This window comes from Bradyrhizobium murdochi, from assembly GCF_000472965.1.
GTDB lineage: Bacteria > Pseudomonadota > Alphaproteobacteria > Rhizobiales > Xanthobacteraceae > Bradyrhizobium > Bradyrhizobium murdochi.
In genome coordinates this window covers 43,475-60,753 of record NZ_AXAU01000003.1, presented here as the reverse complement: position 1 = coordinate 60,753, position 17,279 = coordinate 43,475, and the positions used below count along the sequence as shown (strand labels likewise).

The 17,279-nt window shown below is 59.3% G+C and carries 20 protein-coding genes; 14 read left to right on the top strand and 6 right to left on the bottom strand.

Features of this window, described 5'->3' with window-relative positions; all coding sequences use genetic code 11:
* Nucleotides 1–31 precede the first annotated feature (31 nt).
* The 4 genes from YUO_RS0111075 to YUO_RS0111060 all read left to right on the top strand — a co-directional run bounded on the left by YUO_RS0111075 (nucleotide 32) and on the right by YUO_RS0111060 (nucleotide 3,652).
* Nucleotides 32–454, top strand: coding sequence for a GFA family protein (locus YUO_RS0111075; RefSeq protein WP_028347309.1), 423 nt, complete (start codon nucleotides 32–34; stop codon nucleotides 452–454).
* Nucleotides 455–750: 296 nt separating this feature from the next.
* Entirely contained in the window at nucleotides 751–2,013 is a 1,263-nt protein-coding gene (locus YUO_RS0111070) for a CaiB/BaiF CoA transferase family protein (protein ID WP_028347308.1), read from the top strand.
* 139 nt (nucleotides 2,014–2,152) lie between these two features.
* The gene (locus YUO_RS0111065) at nucleotides 2,153–3,286 is read left to right on the top strand and encodes an alpha-hydroxy acid oxidase (protein WP_028347307.1); all 1,134 of its coding nucleotides are present in this window, start codon (nucleotides 2,153–2,155) and stop codon (nucleotides 3,284–3,286) included.
* Nucleotides 3,287–3,445: 159 nt separating this feature from the next.
* On the top strand, nucleotides 3,446–3,652 hold the full coding sequence (locus tag YUO_RS0111060) for a hypothetical protein (RefSeq protein WP_028347306.1): 207 nt from the start codon (nucleotides 3,446–3,448) through the stop codon (nucleotides 3,650–3,652).
* Here YUO_RS0111060 and YUO_RS46165 read toward each other — a convergent pair whose 3' ends face one another.
* Nucleotides 3,653–3,838: a hypothetical protein gene (locus YUO_RS46165; RefSeq protein WP_156908593.1), complete on the bottom strand. Its 186-nt coding sequence runs from the start codon at nucleotides 3,836–3,838 to the stop codon at nucleotides 3,653–3,655.
* Between the two features lie 287 nt (nucleotides 3,839–4,125).
* Between YUO_RS46165 and YUO_RS0111050 the strand changes: the two genes are divergently transcribed.
* Nucleotides 4,126–4,479 (top strand): phasin, encoded by a 354-nt coding sequence (locus tag YUO_RS0111050; RefSeq protein ID WP_028347305.1) that lies wholly within the window; start codon nucleotides 4,126–4,128, stop codon nucleotides 4,477–4,479.
* A 7-nt stretch (nucleotides 4,480–4,486) separates the two neighbouring features.
* On the opposite strand, the gene YUO_RS0111045 is transcribed toward YUO_RS0111050, so the two are convergent.
* Together YUO_RS0111045 and YUO_RS46160 are read right to left on the bottom strand one after the other, a co-directional pair.
* Nucleotides 4,487–4,708: a hypothetical protein gene (locus tag YUO_RS0111045; protein ID WP_235782686.1), complete on the bottom strand. Its 222-nt coding sequence runs from the start codon at nucleotides 4,706–4,708 to the stop codon at nucleotides 4,487–4,489.
* Nucleotides 4,709–4,885: 177 nt separating this feature from the next.
* Complete coding sequence (locus YUO_RS46160; RefSeq protein WP_156908592.1) at nucleotides 4,886–5,368, bottom strand: hypothetical protein; 483 nt, start codon at nucleotides 5,366–5,368, stop codon at nucleotides 4,886–4,888.
* Nucleotides 5,369–6,028: 660 nt separating this feature from the next.
* Here YUO_RS46160 and YUO_RS0111035 point away from each other — a divergent pair.
* Entirely contained in the window at nucleotides 6,029–6,436 is a 408-nt protein-coding gene (locus YUO_RS0111035) for a hypothetical protein (protein WP_028347302.1), read from the top strand.
* A 1,238-nt stretch (nucleotides 6,437–7,674) separates the two neighbouring features.
* Here YUO_RS0111035 and YUO_RS48470 read toward each other — a convergent pair.
* On the bottom strand, nucleotides 7,675–7,800 hold the full coding sequence (locus YUO_RS48470) for a hypothetical protein (RefSeq protein ID WP_283806406.1): 126 nt from the start codon (nucleotides 7,798–7,800) through the stop codon (nucleotides 7,675–7,677).
* A gap of 655 nt (nucleotides 7,801–8,455) precedes the next feature.
* Between YUO_RS48470 and YUO_RS46155 the strand changes: the two genes are divergently transcribed.
* The 5 genes from YUO_RS46155 (at nucleotide 8,456) to YUO_RS0110990 (ending at nucleotide 11,248) form a co-directional block, all read left to right on the top strand.
* Entirely contained in the window at nucleotides 8,456–8,617 is a 162-nt protein-coding gene (locus tag YUO_RS46155; protein ID WP_156908591.1) for a hypothetical protein, read from the top strand.
* Nucleotides 8,618–8,791: a hypothetical protein gene (locus tag YUO_RS46150; RefSeq protein ID WP_156908590.1), complete on the top strand. Its 174-nt coding sequence runs from the start codon at nucleotides 8,618–8,620 to the stop codon at nucleotides 8,789–8,791.
* A 47-nt stretch (nucleotides 8,792–8,838) separates the two neighbouring features.
* Nucleotides 8,839–9,267, top strand: coding sequence for a GNAT family N-acetyltransferase (locus YUO_RS0111000; RefSeq protein ID WP_028347300.1), 429 nt, complete (start codon nucleotides 8,839–8,841; stop codon nucleotides 9,265–9,267).
* A gap of 189 nt (nucleotides 9,268–9,456) precedes the next feature.
* Entirely contained in the window at nucleotides 9,457–10,683 is a 1,227-nt protein-coding gene (locus YUO_RS0110995; RefSeq protein WP_028347299.1) for an acyl-CoA dehydrogenase family protein, read from the top strand.
* Between the two features lie 10 nt (nucleotides 10,684–10,693).
* Nucleotides 10,694–11,248 carry a flavin reductase family protein gene (locus tag YUO_RS0110990; RefSeq protein WP_028347298.1) on the top strand — a complete coding sequence of 185 codons (555 nt, stop codon included), beginning with the start codon at nucleotides 10,694–10,696 and terminating at the stop codon, nucleotides 11,246–11,248.
* Nucleotides 11,249–11,296: 48 nt separating this feature from the next.
* On the opposite strand, the gene YUO_RS0110985 is transcribed toward YUO_RS0110990, so the two are convergent.
* Both YUO_RS0110985 and YUO_RS0110980 read right to left on the bottom strand, forming a co-directional pair.
* Complete coding sequence (locus YUO_RS0110985; RefSeq protein ID WP_028347297.1) at nucleotides 11,297–12,178, bottom strand: polysaccharide deacetylase family protein; 882 nt, start codon at nucleotides 12,176–12,178, stop codon at nucleotides 11,297–11,299.
* Nucleotides 12,179–12,196: 18 nt separating this feature from the next.
* Nucleotides 12,197–13,303 (bottom strand): LLM class flavin-dependent oxidoreductase, encoded by a 1,107-nt coding sequence (locus YUO_RS0110980; protein WP_028347296.1) that lies wholly within the window; start codon nucleotides 13,301–13,303, stop codon nucleotides 12,197–12,199.
* 171 nt (nucleotides 13,304–13,474) lie between these two features.
* Between YUO_RS0110980 and YUO_RS0110975 the strand changes: the two genes are divergently transcribed.
* Genes YUO_RS0110975 through YUO_RS0110965 form a run of 3 tightly spaced genes read left to right on the top strand, consistent with a single transcriptional unit; the run spans nucleotide 13,475 to nucleotide 17,228 of the window.
* Nucleotides 13,475–14,356: an FAD binding domain-containing protein gene (locus YUO_RS0110975; protein WP_028347295.1), complete on the top strand. Its 882-nt coding sequence runs from the start codon at nucleotides 13,475–13,477 to the stop codon at nucleotides 14,354–14,356.
* Entirely contained in the window at nucleotides 14,353–14,838 is a 486-nt protein-coding gene (locus YUO_RS0110970) for a (2Fe-2S)-binding protein (protein ID WP_028347294.1), read from the top strand. The genes YUO_RS0110975 and YUO_RS0110970 overlap by 4 nt, the downstream gene beginning before the upstream one ends.
* A complete protein-coding gene (locus YUO_RS0110965; RefSeq protein WP_028347293.1) occupies nucleotides 14,835–17,228 on the top strand; it encodes a xanthine dehydrogenase family protein molybdopterin-binding subunit in 2,394 nt (797 codons plus the stop codon). Before YUO_RS0110970 ends, YUO_RS0110965 begins: the two co-directional genes overlap by 4 nt.
* The last annotated feature ends 51 nt before the right edge of the window (nucleotides 17,229–17,279 follow it).

The following is a 17,279-nucleotide window of genomic DNA, read 5'->3' as shown; positions in this document are numbered from 1 at the left end:
TTTCAAGTGGCTAGATAGGAGACGGAGGATGATGAAGCATACTGGAAGCTGTTTTTGCGGTGTGGTTGAAATCCAGGTCACGGGAGCGCCGGAAGGAATGGGCTATTGTCATTGCCGTTCTTGTCGTTCGTGGTCCGGGGGACCCGTGAATGCGTTCACGCTGTGGAAGCCGGATGCAGTACGGATCACGGCCGGTGCGCAACATGTTTCGACGTTCGAGAAGACGCCGATGAGCCAGCGCAAGTACTGTGCGGAATGCGGTGGTCACCTGATGACAAACCACCCGACGCTTGGGCTGGTCGATGTCTTTGCCGCAACCCTTCCGACGCTACCTTTCACTCCCGGCGTACACATCAACTACGCCGAGACGGTGCTGCCAATGCGGGATGGGTTGCCCAAACTGAAAGATTTCCCGGCCGAGTTTGGCGGGTCCGGTGAAATGATTGCAGAGTAGGCGAAGCGGAGTTTCGTAACGACTCAGTGGACGCCGTTCGCTGCGCCTCTCATCGATAAGACGCCGCCCTTCTCCCGGACCCGACCCTGGGGGCGGGCGGCCTTTTTGGGTGCCCGTCACGGTCGGGCAACGCTGCACGTCTGCCTTTCGCTCTGAGAGCTATGTCAGCGGCAGGTCCCGCCCTGCAAAATCGGGGTTTGGCGTTGTCCGTCTGGTTCCGGTAAGAAAGTCTTGAAATTGCTGTCGCGGCGAAGTTTTCGTTTCGCCAGGCAGAATAACAAGAGGAAATGCCGGAAATGACTGCCAGGCCGCAATTGCCGGAGCGAACGCCGCGCGCAAAGGGCGAACCGACCGCACTGGATGGTCTGCTGGTCGTCGACTTCACCAGGGTCGTTGCCGGTCCGGCCTGCACGCAAACGCTGGCCGATTTCGGCGCCGAGGTGATCAAGATCGAAAATCCAGACGGCGGCGACGATACCCGACACTATGAACACGCGGAAATCGGCGGCGAGAGCGCGGCCTTCCTCAGCCTCAATCGCAACAAGCGCGGCATCACGCTCGATTTCAACAATCCTGCGGCGCTCGAAGTCGCTCGCGAACTGATCGCGAAAGCCGATGTCGTGGTGGAGAATTTCTCCGGCGGCGTGATGAAAAAGTTCGGTCTCGATTATGCTTCGGTCGCGCCGACCAATCCGCGACTGATCTATTGCTCGATCTCGGCCTATGGCCGCAAGGGTGAGTTCGCGTTGCGCCCGGGCTTCGATCCGATCACGCAGGCCGAGAGCGGCTTCATGTCGCTAAACGGCTTTCCGGATGGCGAGCCGGTGCGGACCGGTCCGCCGATCGTCGATATGGCGACGGGCATGTCGGCATGCAACGCAATCCTGCTGGCGTTGATCGCCCGCGACCGGCTCGGCCGCGGCCAGCAGGTCGAGATCGCGCTGATTGACACCGCCGTGTCGATGACCGGTTTCTATGGCATGGCCTATCTCATCAGTGGCGCGAACCCGGGCCGCTTCGGAAATTCGCCGAACGGCTCGCCCACCGTCGGCGTCTATCAGGCATCCGATGGACCGCTTTACATGGCCTGCGCCAACGACCGGCTCTACCGCCGGCTTGTGGTGGACGTGCTTGAACGGCCGGATCTCGTCACGGATCCCGAGTTCGCGCACAGGAGAGACCGAACTGCCAACAGAGAAAAGTTGCGTGCCATCATCGCCGGTGTCTTTGCGACCGACAGTCTTGAGAACTGGATGGCGAAGATGAAGAAGGCCAACATACCGGTTGGCTATCTGCGCACGGTAGAGCAAGGATTCAACGCGCCGGAAGTGCGCGACCGCCATCGCCTTAGCCGGATCCCGCATCCGACCGCGGGCGCCGTCCCCAATATTGAAACTCCGCTGCAGATGAGCTTGACGCCAGCCGTCGATCCCGTGGCGGCGCCGCTGCTGGGTGAGCATACCAGGGAGGTGCTCCAAAAGACGCTCGGATACGATGAGCGGCGTATTGCGACTCTGACCGAGGCGGGGGCTTTCGGGAAACCGGGTAACGCGGCTTGAGCGAAGCTGATCTTCATATCCCGATGTATCTCGTAAACGAATGACATCCCTGCGTTTGCACCACGCCTAACCCATTCAAAGCGGTAGCTTTTTCCGTTCTTCTGCGGCTAATGTGCCGCCAAAGCGGGAGAGAAACATCATGAACGACGGGACCCCCATACGGTCGGCGAGAAATGTCGAGCTCGGCGCCAGCGGCGAAGAATTTCAGAATCTCCACGAATTCATTCGGAAGGCGCGCGCCCGGCTCAACCAGAATGCATGGGACTATATCGTCGGGGCCTCCGAAACGGAGACCACGATGCGTCGCAACCGCATAGCGCTCGACGAGATTGCATTCCGGCCTCGGGTATTGCGCAATGTCGTGGAAGTCGACCCCTCGACCGAAGTTTTCGGCCGCCGGCTGCGTTTGCCTGTCATGATCGCGCCGGTCGGTGCGTTGGAGATTTTCGATCCCAATTCAGGCGCCGCGGTCGCGCGTGGAGCAGGGCAGTTCGGCGCTGCTCACATGTTGAGTTCGGTGTCCGAGCCGGGGCTGGAGGCGACGGCCAAAGCCGCACCCGGCGCATTGCGCATCTATCAGCTCTATGTCCGCGGCGACGACGCCTTTGTTGAAGACGTTGTCAGCCGCTCTATCGAGAATGGTTATGCCGCCTTTTGCCTGACGGTCGACACCGCGCATTACAGCCGGCGCGAACGCGATATCGCCAAGCGGTATGTCCGCGAAAGCCGTATCCGGGCCACCGGCGGCGACTTCCAGAAAGGGCTGGAATGGCGCACCGTGAAGCTGATCAAGGACAAGTATAAAATTCCGCTGGTGATCAAGGGCATCGCCACCGCAGAAGATGCGGCCATCGCGCTCGATCACGGCGTGGACTGGATCTATGTGTCGAACCATGGTGGCCGCCAGCTAGACCACGGACGCGGCGCGATGCACGTCTTGCCGGAAATCGTCGACGCGGTTGCCGGGCGCGCCAGGATCATGGTTGACGGGTCGTTCTGCCGCGGTACCGACATCGTAAAGGCGATTGCCTCTGGCGCAGATCTGGTCGGCATCGGCCGTCTGCAATGCTGGGCACTTGCGGCCGCGGGCGAGGCTGGCATCGTGCGGATGCTTGAATTGCTGGAAGACGAAGTGATCCGCTGCCTCGGGCTGCTCGGCGTCACCCGCTTGGGCGAACTCGACAAGTCCTATCTGCATGCGGCTAAGGCGACCAATGCACCCAGTGTATTCAGCGCCTTTCCCTTGCTGGATATCGAGCCCTACCGCTATTGAGGGGCCGGAAGCTGCGGCCGGTCCGGAGCGAGGATACCTGTTCCCGACGCTGTCTTCGCAGCGTCGGGAACCTGACGTCGATTGCCGCATTATCAGGCGCGTCAGAGGGCGCCGCAGCCCCGACAGATCTGATTCAAATGACCCAATAAGTGGAAGCGAATGGCAGAAAATCCTTTCGCTGAATTCAGCCTCGAGAAGGCTATCGATCTCCGCTGGACGTTGCGGGACATTCAGGCTCGCCGGCTGAAACTGTCGCCGGTCAGCGACGAAGACTTGAGAATATTAACGGGTCTCGGCCTGGTCGAAGTCCGTGACGAGGGGATCGTGCTGACGCAGGCGGGAATCGCCGTTCTGAACGGCTCGTAATCAGCGCGCCTTCAGGAAGCTCTCGCCGGAGTCGCAAGGCGTGCAGCGGTAGGTCAGCACGTCGTAATTCTGGTCGCGTGGCTCGACCGTGGCGAGCCGCATCTGTGCGCCGCATTTCATGCACGGCATTGCTATGTTGGTTTGAAAGCGCGTGCAGGTCGGCGTCGGTCGAAATGTTTGCAGCATCTTATCTCCATGTCCCAAAGAGACTTAAAACCAGAGACGCAACGCCACCGACAGCCGATCCCTAAAGCCCGAATCACTATGCCACACTGTTGCCACCATTGGAATCGGGCGCCGCACCCGTACGGCTACGGGCCGCGAGGAAAGGAAATCATTCCTTGGGGGTTCTCTTTGAAAGTGGACCGGCCGCATCGCGGCGGCCGAGGTCTATCTCTGAGCTCGGTCCAATACGGCGCAGACGCAGCCGGGAATTGTGCTAACCTGCCAATGTCGACATTGGAGAAGCGACCATGACTGAACCGAAACTCGAAGTCCCGGCCGAGCTGCGCGAGTTGGCCGAGAGAACCATCGATCAGGCAGAAAAGGCGTTCGGCATGTTCTTCGATGCCGCCGGAAAGTCCATGACGTCGATGCCGGGTGCGGGTACGGAAATTTCCAAGCAGGCGCTGTCGTTTACCGAACAGAATATGAAGGCTGCGTTCGAGCATGCCCGCAAGCTGGTCCATGCGACCGATCTCCAGGAAGCGATGCAGATCCAGTCTGAATTCTTGCGCAGCCAGTTCACCAACGCCGGTGAACATATGCGACAAATAACCGGCGGCGTCGTATCCGCCGCAAAGGATTCGACGAAGGGCAAGTTCTGAGGGCCTGCTAGCGGCGACGTCCGATCGCGACACCGAACAAAAAGGCGACGAACAGACTGGCCAGCGGCGCTTCGCGAGTGATCGCGCTGATGGTCGAGAGCGGCATTCCTGGTTTGCGCGCCGCCGTGATTGCGTCGCTGAGACGGGCGACCGCCGCCTGCAGCGCAGCGGACACTTCTGTCAGCGTGCGTGACACATCGGTCGCGGTATCAATGGCGCGTTCCGCCATGCCGGGCTGGGATGGTCCTGAGGTTTCATTCACGATTTGCAACTCACTCGATCGCTTCGGCATTCGCCCAGCGACGGCTCACGTTCCCACAATGCGTGGCCAATACATTCGTTCCAATAGATCGACCTTCCTGACCAGATCGATGGGAACTTTCGTCATCGCCCGGATTTGATCTGGTCAGAGAAAAGCAACGCGGATTTTCCGATGGCGAATGAATGGACCGAAGATCAATTGATCAGAAGCGGTGGCGCGCCATTGAAGGTTGCGATTGGGGTCGCCATTCTCGGCGTGCTCGGCATACTGATCGTTGACCATGGGCCGTGGAACAAGCCGAAAGTACAGCACCCAACGACCGCCAATTACAGTACCACCGGCGAAGCTGCACGGGCAGCCGGGGCGCTGGTCATGCCAACCGAACCGAAGCTTGAGGTGGAGCCAGAACCGCCCGTACCAAAGCCGGTTCACCCGGCTAATCGGGCGGCGCAATAAAGCGTGAGTCGCGGGTGCACCATTCACGGCCAACGATTTCGTTTCGATATTGCTGCGTTCGATTTGACGCTGCTCCGGTACTTGACGTGTCGGGCAAATCAGGTGCACGATGACATCATCGCCGATATCGTAGAGCCCGCGCCGGAAACGGTGGCGGGCTTTTCGCTTCATCGAGTTTCAGCCAAGGGCGGTTTCAAACTATCGAGGCCGTTTTGTCGAATTTTCCGCAATTCGTTGACCGCCCGAAAACGGTTTGACATGTCGGGCAAATCACCGGCATAACGCCATCATCGCGAAAATCGTCAAGCCCGCACGGAGAAATCCGTCGCGGGCTTTTTGTTTGGAATTTTTCGAATCGGACGGCGGCCGCACATCGACGCCGCAACTCCCAACGCCCCCGCCCGGGCGTCACGAGCGCGCCGCCGTCCGGACCTTCTCATCACCACACAATTGGTCGGCATGCGCGAACATGCCGGCCCGCGGCGCGGGTTCGTCACGCGCCGCACGCGGCCCCCAACGGGATAAGGTTCGCGCCCCAAATGATCTGCGCCTGCACACCGCGATCATGCCGCACATTTCGTCTTTTGGAGAGAAGCCGATGACCGCCTGCCTGATATCGCTCGTGCGGTCGGCCTCATGATCATCGCCGTATCGGAGGAGTTCTCGTGAGCACCGACGTCTTACGGGCATCGCCTCTGGCGCATCTGCACAAAAAATCCTGAAACTGTTCGACGCCGCCAGGGGGAGGATGCACGAAAAATCCTCACAGGATCGATACGGTCATCCTAGCAATGGATTAGTTGAACCCCTGCAGCAGGAGTGGCTTTCAAGATGGCTTATCAGAACGTGACGACCTCTCTAGCGCGTTTAATGATGTTCTCGCTCGTTACTTTCTCGTTGCTGCTTGTCCAAGCATCGGCCGTTCGCGCCGATCCCGTCCTCTGCCTGGAAAAAGCAAAGACCTATTTCGCTGAAATCGACCAGTTGCTGTCAAAAGAAAAAAACTGGATCATGCCATTCATCGAACTCAATGAGAGATATTCGCCTCTTGAGGATTGTGACACTGACCTGCTGCTGCAGGAAGCCATCCAATCACGGTTTGCCCGACCAATAACCTACAATCCACATGCGAAGGAGTATTTGGTTCGTTTCTGGAGCAATGACGTCGAGGTTGAGTTCGCGTATAGCGCTCTAAAGAAAAAATCCGACACTCACAGTGCTGGCTGGGTGAACAAATAGCAACGTGATCGTCTCTGCATTCTGGTACCGAATGATGCTTGCTGCATCCTGGACCGATTGGCTCATTGCAGCGGCTCCGTTGATTCCAATGATGATCGCATCGATTGATGCCGTCGAGCGGTTGAAAACTGGCGGCAATGCATGATCGTGGCAGGCGCCGCCAGGACGACTCCCGATTTAGGATCCGTAGCCGGTCGATAACCGTGACTTAACACCCACGTCACCTCCACTCGATCGATGGGACGACGAGCAACTGATCGTTGCTTCGACTGTAGAAGAATTGGCGCCATTCGGTACTCACCAAACGGGTAGCGAGATACTCAATGCGTGAAAGAATTTTTCTCACCTACACCAATGCGACCGCTTTGCCTTATCACGGGGCGGTCTTAGGGCACCATGTCGTGTTGAACTACATCGACGCCAATGGAAAGCACTATACCCTTGAGGGAGTGCCAGAACGGAGTTTCAATCGTAATGCCGAGAAATTCGTTGCATTCCTTCGCGAGGAGGTTCGGTCAGATGGCGTAAGGAAACACAGATTCACGGTTTCGACGGTTGAGGGCGCGAGAGAGGACCGGTGAGGGCTACGTCGCCCTAAACAAGCCGCATACGATGATTGCCGGTGGTGATGATCTCCGTTCGCAATGGGATCGCATGAGAGGATTTAGTGACGACGTCAACGCGACTGGCTACGAGTATCGTCCACTTTCTCAAAACAGCAATTCTTTTGCAGCCGGAGCCTTGAAGCAGGCTGGCTTTCTCGGGCCAGGTACTGTGCTTCCTGAAATCTTCGATCGGCTCATCGTAATCGATCCGGCAAGTAGCAGAGCACATGCCGTCCGTGTTCCAGGATTTGACCGAATCTTGACGAATCCACTTAACAGGGCGGTGCCGCCTCTTGATGCAGTACCGTTTGTGCCAACGAACTCGTCTCCGGCAGACGATCGTGCCTCGTTCGATAAGCGGTTCGAGAGCCCTGATTCTTCACCGCAAAACAGCGGCCAACCCGCTTGGCTGCCGCCTATTCAGGCTCACGGCGTCGCTGGCGCCAGGCCGGAGAGATATCTAGCTCGCCGCGTCGCCGGCCCGTCCCAAGTATCCGCACTCGATATAGGCGCGCCAGCGGTGCCTTTTACTCCGTCCGATGAGAGTTCATCGTCTGGACGTCCCGCTTCATTTGTTGGCCGCTTCGGAAACTGGACTTCCTCACCTCCGGTCAGTACGCCGAGAGCGACATATCAGCCCGCGCCGGCACCAGCCGAAACACCGCCCGGTATCGCCACCGGCAGGCCGAAACCCGATCTGCCCTTCCCCCTGCCAATCGGAAACTTTTCGAACAGCCCGTCGGCGCGCAAGGAAAGCATGGACGATCTTCTTTTCGGTTTGCTTCGCTTCAGAAAGTGAGGGCGTTTCCGATAGTCGGCACTCCGAAATCGAGACGAGGTGATGTGAGCTTGAAATCATCCAACAGGATAAGTCGTTGTCATTGTCCATCCTGAAATTCCGATAGCAAATCCTTTGAGCCGCTTCCGAAGCCTGCGAGATACATGGGATTACGGCGGCCATGGTTTTGGTAGGTTGCATTTCTTCGGCGATCCGCTGAATTTGACATGTCGGGCAAATCACCGGCATAACGCCATCATCGCGAAAATCGTCAAGCCCGCACGGAGAAATCCGTCGCGGGCTTTTTGTTTGGAATTTTTCGAATCGGACGGCGGCTGCAAATCGACGCCGCAACTCCCCAACGCCCCCGCCTGGGCGATCGCGAGCGCGCCGCCGTCCGAACCTTCCCATCACCACACAATTAGCCGGCATGCGCGAACATGTCGGCCCGCGGCGCGGATCGTCACGCGCCCGCACGCGGCACCGACGGGATAGGGTTCGAGCCCCAAATGATCTGCGCCTGCACACCGCGATCATGCCCCACATTTCTTCTTTTGGAGAGACGCCGATGGCCGCTTGCTTGATATCGCTCACGCTTGTCGGCCTGATTGTCATCGCCGCATCGGAGGAGTTCTCGTGAGTACCGACATCGTCCAGTTCATCCCGCGTCCCAACCGCAACGACGCGCAGACGGATTTTCCGACAATTGCTTTCGGCACCGCGCTTCGCGAGTCCTCCATCGGTCGTTTCGATGCAACCCCAGACAAGCATGGCGGACCGGCCAGCCGAGAAGCCTAAATGGGCAAAGCAAAGGCCCTCCTTGAGATTCGCGCCGATTTTCAGCACCTGCGGCGCTGGCGCAGAAGCGTCGAGCAGGCACAGAGTTATACCTTCAAGGCAGTCGTCACGATGATCGTAACGGGATTCGTCGGTGCCGTGTGGCTCGGCATCAAGGCGACGCTCGGGAAATGATCGGTTGACTTGCCGCACACATAGACGAACTCGGATGCAGGTGCGACATGTATCAAATTCGCGAGGTTGACGGGAGCGAGGACGATATTGCGGACACACTTACAGAACTTCATCAGTTGACGTTTCTTGAGACCGCACCCGTTCCGCAATTCGATCAGGGGCACTGGTGGCTTGCGCTTTGCGGAACCAGGCCTGTCGCTTTCGCCGGCGTCATTCCGTCGACGCACGTTTTCAAAGCTGGCTATTTTTGCCGCGTGGGCGTGCTAGGCAAGCATTGCGGACGTCGGCTTCAGTTGCGCCTGATGCGAGCCATGGAGGCGCGTGCACGTCTGAATGGGTGGTGTTCGATCGTATCTGACACCACGGATAATATTTCGTCAGCCAACAACTTCATTCGCGCGGGTTACCGCCTGTTCAGCCCAACGCATCCCTGGGCCTGGCCGAACACGCTTTATTGGCGCAAAGACATGAAATAGCTGCTTGGCATTTCCCTGCCTCAAAATGCCTCTACTCGCCCGGTGGCCATCGGCCGCCGGGCTTTTTTGCGTTTTTGAGCAGCCTCTTGCGGCGGATTGCCATGTTCCGCCCGCCTTGATCATTAGCCATCAGCCGATAGACTGGCAAAGCGCGGGCGGCGTATCGCAACGGAGCAGGCGAGGAAACACATGGCGGAGCACGGCCGCAAGCCGGATGCAGGTTCACCCGCGGGGCCGGGCTCGGACAGCTATGCCGCCATGGTTGCGCGTGCCAAGGCCCTGATTCCGGAATTGCGCGATCGCGCTTCAAAGACGGAGCAGCTCCGCCGCCTGCCGCCAGAGACCGAACGCGATTTGCATGATGCCGGCTTGTTCCGGGTCGTGCAGCCCAAGCGCGTCGGAGGTGCTGAACTTGACTATGTTGCTCTGGTCGATTGCGCGGACGCGCTGGGGCAGGCGGATGCTTCCGTAGCATGGAATTTCGCCAATCTTGCCAGCCACCACTGGATGCTGGGCATGTTCGACAAGCACGCGCAGGACGCGGTCTGGGGCAGGAATGCCGATGCGTTGATCGCATCGTCCTTCATCTTTCCAGCCGGGCGCGCGAGAAAGGCGGAGGGGGGATACGTCCTGAGCGGCCATTGGCCGTTCTCCTCAGGTGTGGAATCCTGCGACTGGAACATGCTTGCAGGCGTGGTGTCTTCAGACGATGAGGCTGAGGGTATCCAATATCGGATATTCCTGCTCAACAGGAGCGAATACAGGATCAACGACACCTGGAATGCGACGGGCCTGTGCGGTACCGGGTCGAACGATGTATGGGTCGAAGATTGCTTCGTTGCGGAGAACATGACGGTCGCAGTCAGCGATCTAACCGGCGGACCGACGCCCGGAAGCGCCGTCAATCCAAACGCGCTCTATGCGCTACCGGTATTCTCACTGTTTCCTTACGTATTGTCGGGCGTGGGTTTGGGCAATGCGCAAGCCTGTCTAGATGATTACGTCGAGCTCGCGCGCCATCGGGCCTCGACCTACAATCGGGCCAAACTCAGCGATCTGCAGACTACCCAAATCAAGATCGCGGAGGCGTCCGCCAAGATCGATGCGGCTCGCCTCGTGATGCGTACGAACTGCATCGATGCGATGGCCGAGGCGAGGCGGGGCCATATTCCAGACCTTGCGGTCAAGACGAGGTTGCGGCGGGATGGCGCCTTCGCAGTGAACCTCTGCACCGAAGCGGTCTCGCTGTTGTTCGCGGCAAGTGGCGCGCGCAGCCTATTCACGTCAGGCGCGTTGCAGCGGCAGTTCCGCGACGCTCACGCCGTGAATTCGCACCTCGCATTCAATTTTGATACGGCAGGAACCAACTATGGACGCGTGGCGCTTGGCCTGCCGTCCGAAAATCTGACGCTCTGAGGCCCGGCGGATGTCTGATGCACCCAAACATCCGGCCGATCCGGCCAATGAACTTGCCAGTGACAACTCGGCGATTGACCCACGGGATTTTCGCAATGCGCTCGGCACATTCGCCACCGGCGTCACCATTGTCACGGCAATGACCGCGGACGGGAGGCCGTATGGCGTTACCTGCAACTCCTTTGCTTCGGTATCGCTCAATCCGCCGCTGGTGTTGTGGAGTCTCGGGATGTTTTCGCAGGGGCTTACGATCTTCCAGAATGCCAGCCATTTTGCGGTCAATGTTCTCGGAGCTTCCCAGCAGGCGCTGGCGTCGCAGTTCGCAAAGTCTTCGGATGACAAGTTTGCCGGCGTGAATTGGACGCCGGGGCTTGGCAACGCGCCGGTGTTGACCGATTGCGTCGCCAATTTCCAATGCCGCGCGGCCAATCGGTATTACGGCGGCGACCACATCATCTTCCTCGGCGCCGTCGAGGCCTATGCCTATAATCGGCAGGAACCCTTGCTGTTTGCGCGCGGTAGTTTCGGCCGGTTCATTGCGGGAGATGACAGCAAGTCCTCATGAGCAACCGCCGAATCCCGCGGGGCCTTCGACAAGCGCCTGCGGCAGACATCAAATCTGGATCTTTGCCATCTCTGCGCGATACCAGTCGCCAATTTCGCTGGCTGTCATCAGGGCCACGCCGTCGTGACCCAGGACATAGTCGAGCAACGCCTCCAGATATTTGATGCGATGCGGCACGCCCGTGATGTACGGGTGAATTGAGATCGCCATGATCCGCGCGTTCGATGCGCCTTCGAGATATAGCCGATCGAACTGATCGGTGCAGCGTTTCAGGAATTGCTCGGAAGAAAGATGCTGCAGTGCGTGGATCACGATGTCGTTGGTTTCGACCGAATAGGGGATCGTCGTGATGGTGCCGTGGGGCGTGGCGATGTCCTGCGGCAAATCATCGATCACCCAATCCGCGACGTATTTGATGCCGTTGAGGCGCAGCAGATCGAGGGTTTCCTCGGTCTCGGTGAGGCCGGGGCTTTCCCATGATCGCGGCGGCTTGCCTACAAATTTCGAAATTGTCTCGACCGATCGTTTGATGGCATCCGCCTGATTCTCGACCTTGTGCATCGGCCCCTGCACGAAACCGTGGCCCATGAATTCAAAGCCGGCGTCGAGCGCAGCGGAGGCGACACGCGGATAGGCGTTGCAGACATTGGCATTGAGCGCCAACGTCACCGGTATTCTGCGATCCGTCAGTGCCTTGAGCTGTCGCCAGAAGCCGGCGCGCATCCCGTATTCATGCCAGGACCAGTTCGGCACGTCGGGCAATAGCGGCTGGCCCATCGGCGGGCTCAGCACGGTGCGAGGCATCGCGTTCTCGATCCGCCACTCCTCGACATTGAGGATGACCCATACCGCGAGTTTCTTGCCGCCGGGAAGCGCGAGCTTCGGCCTGTCCACCTGTGCTTGATAGGGAATGCGATCGCTCAGGGCCACGGCAAGCTCCTCCGCGGCTTATTCGGCGGCTTTGGAATCGCCGGATGCGCCGGCATTGAACCTCGGCATGACCTGTTCGGCCATCAGGACCATTGACTGTCGCCCCAGTTCGCGGTCTTTCCAATCCTTGCCGGCATACAGCAACGTGCCGAAGGGTCCGGTCTCTTCCTGAAAAGCCAGCAGTTGATCCGCCACGCTGTCCGGGGTGCCATGAATGATCAGCTTGTCGCAGATCGACTCCAGCGTCACCTCGTCGTCCGGCTGATCGCGGCGGGTCTTGAACAGTTCGATGCGACCGCTCCGCCTCAGCTTGGTAAGCAACGAGCGATAATAGTAGACATAAGGTCCGTTTGGATCGGTGGCATAAGCCTTTGCGGTAGCTGCGTCCTTGGCTACGAACACACTCTTGGCGACGCGCCAATTCGCTGGATCCGCAGCACGGCCGGCGCGCTCGCATCCCTCGACATATTTCGGCCAATGGCTTTTCACCCAGGCCGGCATCAGGAAATTTGCCGAAATTGGTTCCCAACCGCGCGCGGCGGCTTCCGTCACACCCTTTGAAAACGGCGCTACCGCAGTGACCACGATCGGCGGATGCGGCCGCTGCAGTGGGCGCGGAATGAAGCCCTGGCCGATGTCCTCGATCAGAGTCTTCTGCACCGATACATTCCAGAATTGACCTTGCAGATTGTAGGGCGGCTCGCTCGCCCAGATCTGAAGCACCTGATTGATCGCCTCCAGGAACATGGCATTCCTATCCGCCTCGAGATTGCCGAACACTTCCGCGTCCGACAGCAGGCCGCCGGGGCTGATGCCGAAGATCAGTCGCCCGTCGAGCATGTGATCGAGCATCGCTATCGAGGCTGCAATCGCTGCTGGATGGGCGTTCGGCATGTTGACGGTGCCGGTGCCAAGTTTGATCTTGCTGGTCGCCGCGGCGAGCCATGCAATGAATGCGATGCAGGACGTGATGTTCTCGGCTCTGTCCGTGGTGTGCTCGCCGACATAGCCCTCGGTGAACCCAAGCTCATCGGCTAGCAGGAAAGCCTCTCGATCTTCCTTGAGCGAAAGCCGCCAATCCTTGTCGACAGGATGGATCGGCATCGTAAAGAACCCAAGCTTCATGGTCCGCTCTTCCCTAACGGTAGGCTTTTTATTTGCACAGAACGTGCGTCGTTCGTCGCTCGAAAACAAGCTCAAAGTCGAAATAATCATCCAACAAACTTGACCTTTGGCGATCACAGCCGTCTAATTCCGCAAAAATGATGACTGTTGGCCGGGGAGGTCACGCCAAAAATGAAAGCCTCGGCTTTCGGTTATGCCCGCGCAACCAGCGTTGCCGATGCGCTGGAATTGCTGACCGCGTATGGCGAACGGGCCAAGGTGTTGTCGGGCGGCCAGAGCCTGGTGCCGGCGATGAATCTGCGCCTGGTCGCACCGGAGCTCATTGTCGACATTGGCGAGCTGACCGAGTTGCGCGGGGTCTCGCTCAAGGGAGGCGTCCTCACCATAGGTGCGCTGACACGTCACGCCGATCTCTTGAAATCCCCCGAAATAGCAGCCCATGCTCCCTTGCTGAAGGATGCGGTCGCCCATGTCGCTCATCCCGCGATCCGCAATCGCGGCACGATTGGGGGAAGCCTTGCGCACGCTGATCCGGCTTCGGAACTGCCGGCCTGCATGCTCACGCTTGGCGCTATAATCATTGCCCGCGGACCGGGCGGCGAGCGGCGGATTGCAGCAAACGAGTTCTTCGTCGGGATCTACGAAACCGCGCTTACGCCGCAGGAGCTTCTGGTTGCCGTCGAGCTGCCGGTGATTCCAAAAAGCTCGACGCATTTCTTTCAAGAGTTCGCCCGTCGGCATGGCGATTATGCCATTGTTGGTCTCGCAGCGCAGGCTTCCATCAAGGATGGACGCTTCGCCGATCTTCGACTTGGCTTCTTTGCCGTCGGCGATCGTTCGTTGCTGGCCAAGTCTGCAAGCAAGCTGGTCGATGTCGCTGTCACGTCCGCGGTGTTGTCTGAGGCCGCTTCCGCATTGGACGATGAACTCGATCCGCTGGAGGATCAACAGGCGACACCCGCCATGCGTCGGCATCTGGCGAAGGTTCTGTTGACGCGCTGTGTGTCGTTACTGCTTGCCCGGCCTGATCTTCGTGCGGGAGCGTCAGCGTGACGGCGACGGTTGCGATTGCGCTGAGGGTCAATGGCGAGCTCGTCGAAGCGAATGTACTGCCGCGCCTGAACCTGGCAGATTTTCTTCGCGAGCATCTCAAGCTGACCGGAACGCATGTCGGATGCGAACATGGCGTGTGTGGGGCATGCACGATCCGCATCAACGGCGACATCATCCGCTCCTGCCTGATGCTCGCCGTTCAGGCGCACAATGCAGCGATCGAGACGATCGAAGGGGTGTCCGACAGCGGCGAGATTGCCGATTTGCAGTCTGCATTCCGGGAGCGTAATGCACTGCAATGCGGTTTCTGCACGCCTGGAATGCTGATGGCGGCGCAGGATCTGCTGAAGCAATCGCCGTGTCCGGATCGAGAGCAGATACGCGAACATCTTTCCGGCAATTATTGTCGCTGTACGGGCTACCAGGCCATCGTCGACGCCATCGAAAGCACAGCGCGGACGCGTACGGGACGCTGGCCATGACATCGGAGCGGGCAAATCCTCAAACACTTTCGGCGCTGGACCGCCCGAACTCCTATATCGGCAAGACAGTGCCGCGGCCGAACCTTGATCGGCTGATGCAGGGACGCGGGCTCTATGTCAGCGACATCGAGCTGCCGCGCATGGCGCATGTCGTGTTCCTACGCTCGCCGCACGCGCACGCGAGGATCGTTGGTATCGAGACTTCAGCGGCGAAGCAGATGACCGGAGTCATCGCCGTCGTTTCAGGCCGGGAGCTATCGACCGTCATCACGCCGTGGGTCGGCGTGCTTTCGCATCTGAAGGGACTCAAATCCGCCCCGCAAAGTGCGATCGCTGTCGACCGAGTGTGCTGGCAGGGTGAAGCGGTCGCTGCCGTGGTGGCGGCCAGCCGCGCACAGGCCGAGGACGCCGCAGAGCATGTCTTAGTTGAATATGAAGAACTGCACGCCGTAACGGATATGCGTACCGCGCTCGATCCGGCAACGCCTGTGATCCACGCCTCCCTTGGGGACAATCTGGCGTTCGAGCGCATTCACGACGCAGGCGCCGTCGATCAGGCCTTTGCCGAGTCCGACGAGGTGGTCGAAGCGGAGTTCGTTTTCGGACGGCACACCGGCGTGACGCTGGAGCCGCGCGCGGTGGTGGCAGACTGGAACGCTGCGGAAGCCAGGCTGACCATCTATCAAGGCACGCAGGCGCCGCATATGGTGCAGAATATCGCGGCGCTCCATCTTGGCTTGAAGGAATCACAGGTCCGCGTCGTCTGCAAGGACGTCGGCGGCTCCTTCGGTATCAAGGTCCATATCTATGCCGACGAGATGGCGACCTACGCGCTATCCAAACTCCTGCGGCGTCCGGTCAAGTTCGTCGCTGACCGGGTCGAGAGCTTCAACACCGATATTCATGCCCGCGACCATCGCTGCAAGGGAAAGATCGGCGTCAAGCGCGATGGCACCATCATGGCATTCGAGATCGACGATCTTACGGGCATCGGGCCTTATTCCATGTACCCGCGCACCAGCGCGATCGAGGCCAATCAGGTCGTCAATCTCGTCGGCGGGCCCTATGTGACCGGAAATTACCGTGCCCGTGCCCGCGTCGTATTCCAGAACAAGAACGTGATGTGCCAGTACCGTGCCGTCGGCCATCCGATCGCCTGCTCGGTGACGGAGGGCCTGGTCGATCTGGCGGCGATGAAGATTGCCATGGATCCGGTTGAAATCCGTCGCCGCAATCTGATTGCCGACGACGCCTACCCCTGCGCCTCGCCATCAGGTCTGCGCTTCGAGCAGTTGTCGCACCATGCGACGCTCGCCAAGCTCGTCCAAATGATGGACTACGATGCCTTGCGCGCTGAGCAGGCCGCCTTGCGAGCGAGGAACATCCATCGTGGCATCGGCATCGCGAGCTTCATCGAAGTTACCAATCCGAGTGCGGCGTTTTATGGCGTAGGCGGTGCGAAGATATCCTCGCAGGACGGCGTCGCGGTGCGGGTTGATGCGCAGGGATCAGTGATCTGCCAAACAAGTATCACAGAACAGGGGCAGGGATCGGAATCGCTTACCGCACAGATCGTTGGAAGCGTGCTTGGCGTCTCAATGGATCGCGTCCGCGTCATCCTGGGCGATACCGACAATACGCCGTATGGTGGGGGCACCTGGGCTTCGCGCGGCGCTGGTATCGGTGGAGAGGCCGCGCTTCAAGCCGCCAAGGTACTGCGCAAGAACATCCTCGACGTAGCGGCTGCCGTTCTGCAATCGACGCCAAGCGAACTCGATATTGTCAACAACGCGGTAGTGAATGTCGTCGACGGCGCGCCGCGGATCGATCTGAGCGAGCTCGCACGAATTGTCTATTTCCGTCCCGACACGCTGCCGCCGGGTATTCAGCCCGAATTGATGGCGACCAGGCACTTTGTCCCGCGCGAATATCCTTTCGCCTTCACCAATGGCGTTCAGGCTTCATGGCTGGAGCTTGATCCCGATACGGGCTTTGTGAAGCTGCTGAAGCACTGGGTGGTCGAGGATTGCGGCACGATCATCAACCCGCAACTGGTTGATGAGCAGATCAGAGGCGGCGTGGTGCAGGGGCTTGGCGCAGCGCTATTCGAGAAATGTGTGTATGACGAACGTGGCCAACTCACCAACGCAAATATGGCCGACTATCTGGTTCCGATGTCCGGTGAAATGCCGGACATCGACGTCGGACATGTGGTCACGCCGACCCTCGAATCGGAACTGGGCGCGAAGGGCGCAGGGGAAGCCGGCACGGCAGGTGCGGCGGCCGCTGTGACCAATGCGGTCAATGACGCGCTCAGGCCGTTTGAGACAATCATCACAGAAATCCCGCTGACGCCTCAGGTTATTCTGACCGCCTTGGGACGCATCTAATGCGACCGCGATCAGTTTGATCAGGAGGGGCAGGCGGACGTTGATGGCGCG

Bases quoted from the DNA above. Each gene is read 5' to 3' on its own strand.
- YUO_RS0111050 (WP_028347305.1), top strand. From the start codon at position 4,126: ATGACTGAACCGAAACTCGAAGTCCCGGCCGAGCTGCGCGAGTTGGCC.
- YUO_RS0111075 (WP_028347309.1), top strand. From the start codon at position 32: ATGAAGCATACTGGAAGCTGTTTTTGCGGTGTGGTTGAAATCCAGGTC.
- YUO_RS0110965 (WP_028347293.1), top strand. From the start codon at position 14,835: ATGACATCGGAGCGGGCAAATCCTCAAACACTTTCGGCGCTGGACCGC.
- YUO_RS0110995 (WP_028347299.1), top strand. From the start codon at position 9,457: ATGGCGGAGCACGGCCGCAAGCCGGATGCAGGTTCACCCGCGGGGCCG.
- YUO_RS0110975 (WP_028347295.1), top strand. From the start codon at position 13,475: ATGAAAGCCTCGGCTTTCGGTTATGCCCGCGCAACCAGCGTTGCCGAT.
- YUO_RS0111000 (WP_028347300.1), top strand. From the start codon at position 8,839: ATGTATCAAATTCGCGAGGTTGACGGGAGCGAGGACGATATTGCGGAC.
- YUO_RS0111060 (WP_028347306.1), top strand. From the start codon at position 3,446: ATGGCAGAAAATCCTTTCGCTGAATTCAGCCTCGAGAAGGCTATCGAT.
- YUO_RS46150 (WP_156908590.1), top strand. From the start codon at position 8,618: ATGGGCAAAGCAAAGGCCCTCCTTGAGATTCGCGCCGATTTTCAGCAC.
- YUO_RS48470 (WP_283806406.1), bottom strand. From the start codon at position 7,800: ATGCTTTCCTTGCGCGCCGACGGGCTGTTCGAAAAGTTTCCGATTGGC.
- YUO_RS0110990 (WP_028347298.1), top strand. From the start codon at position 10,694: ATGTCTGATGCACCCAAACATCCGGCCGATCCGGCCAATGAACTTGCC.
- YUO_RS0111070 (WP_028347308.1), top strand. From the start codon at position 751: ATGACTGCCAGGCCGCAATTGCCGGAGCGAACGCCGCGCGCAAAGGGC.
- YUO_RS0110980 (WP_028347296.1), bottom strand. From the start codon at position 13,303: ATGAAGCTTGGGTTCTTTACGATGCCGATCCATCCTGTCGACAAGGAT.
- YUO_RS0111065 (WP_028347307.1), top strand. From the start codon at position 2,153: ATGAACGACGGGACCCCCATACGGTCGGCGAGAAATGTCGAGCTCGGC.
- YUO_RS0111035 (WP_028347302.1), top strand. From the start codon at position 6,029: ATGGCTTATCAGAACGTGACGACCTCTCTAGCGCGTTTAATGATGTTC.
- YUO_RS46160 (WP_156908592.1), bottom strand. From the start codon at position 5,368: ATGAAGCGAAAAGCCCGCCACCGTTTCCGGCGCGGGCTCTACGATATC.
- YUO_RS46165 (WP_156908593.1), bottom strand. From the start codon at position 3,838: ATGCTGCAAACATTTCGACCGACGCCGACCTGCACGCGCTTTCAAACC.
- YUO_RS0111045 (WP_235782686.1), bottom strand. From the start codon at position 4,708: ATGGCGGAACGCGCCATTGATACCGCGACCGATGTGTCACGCACGCTG.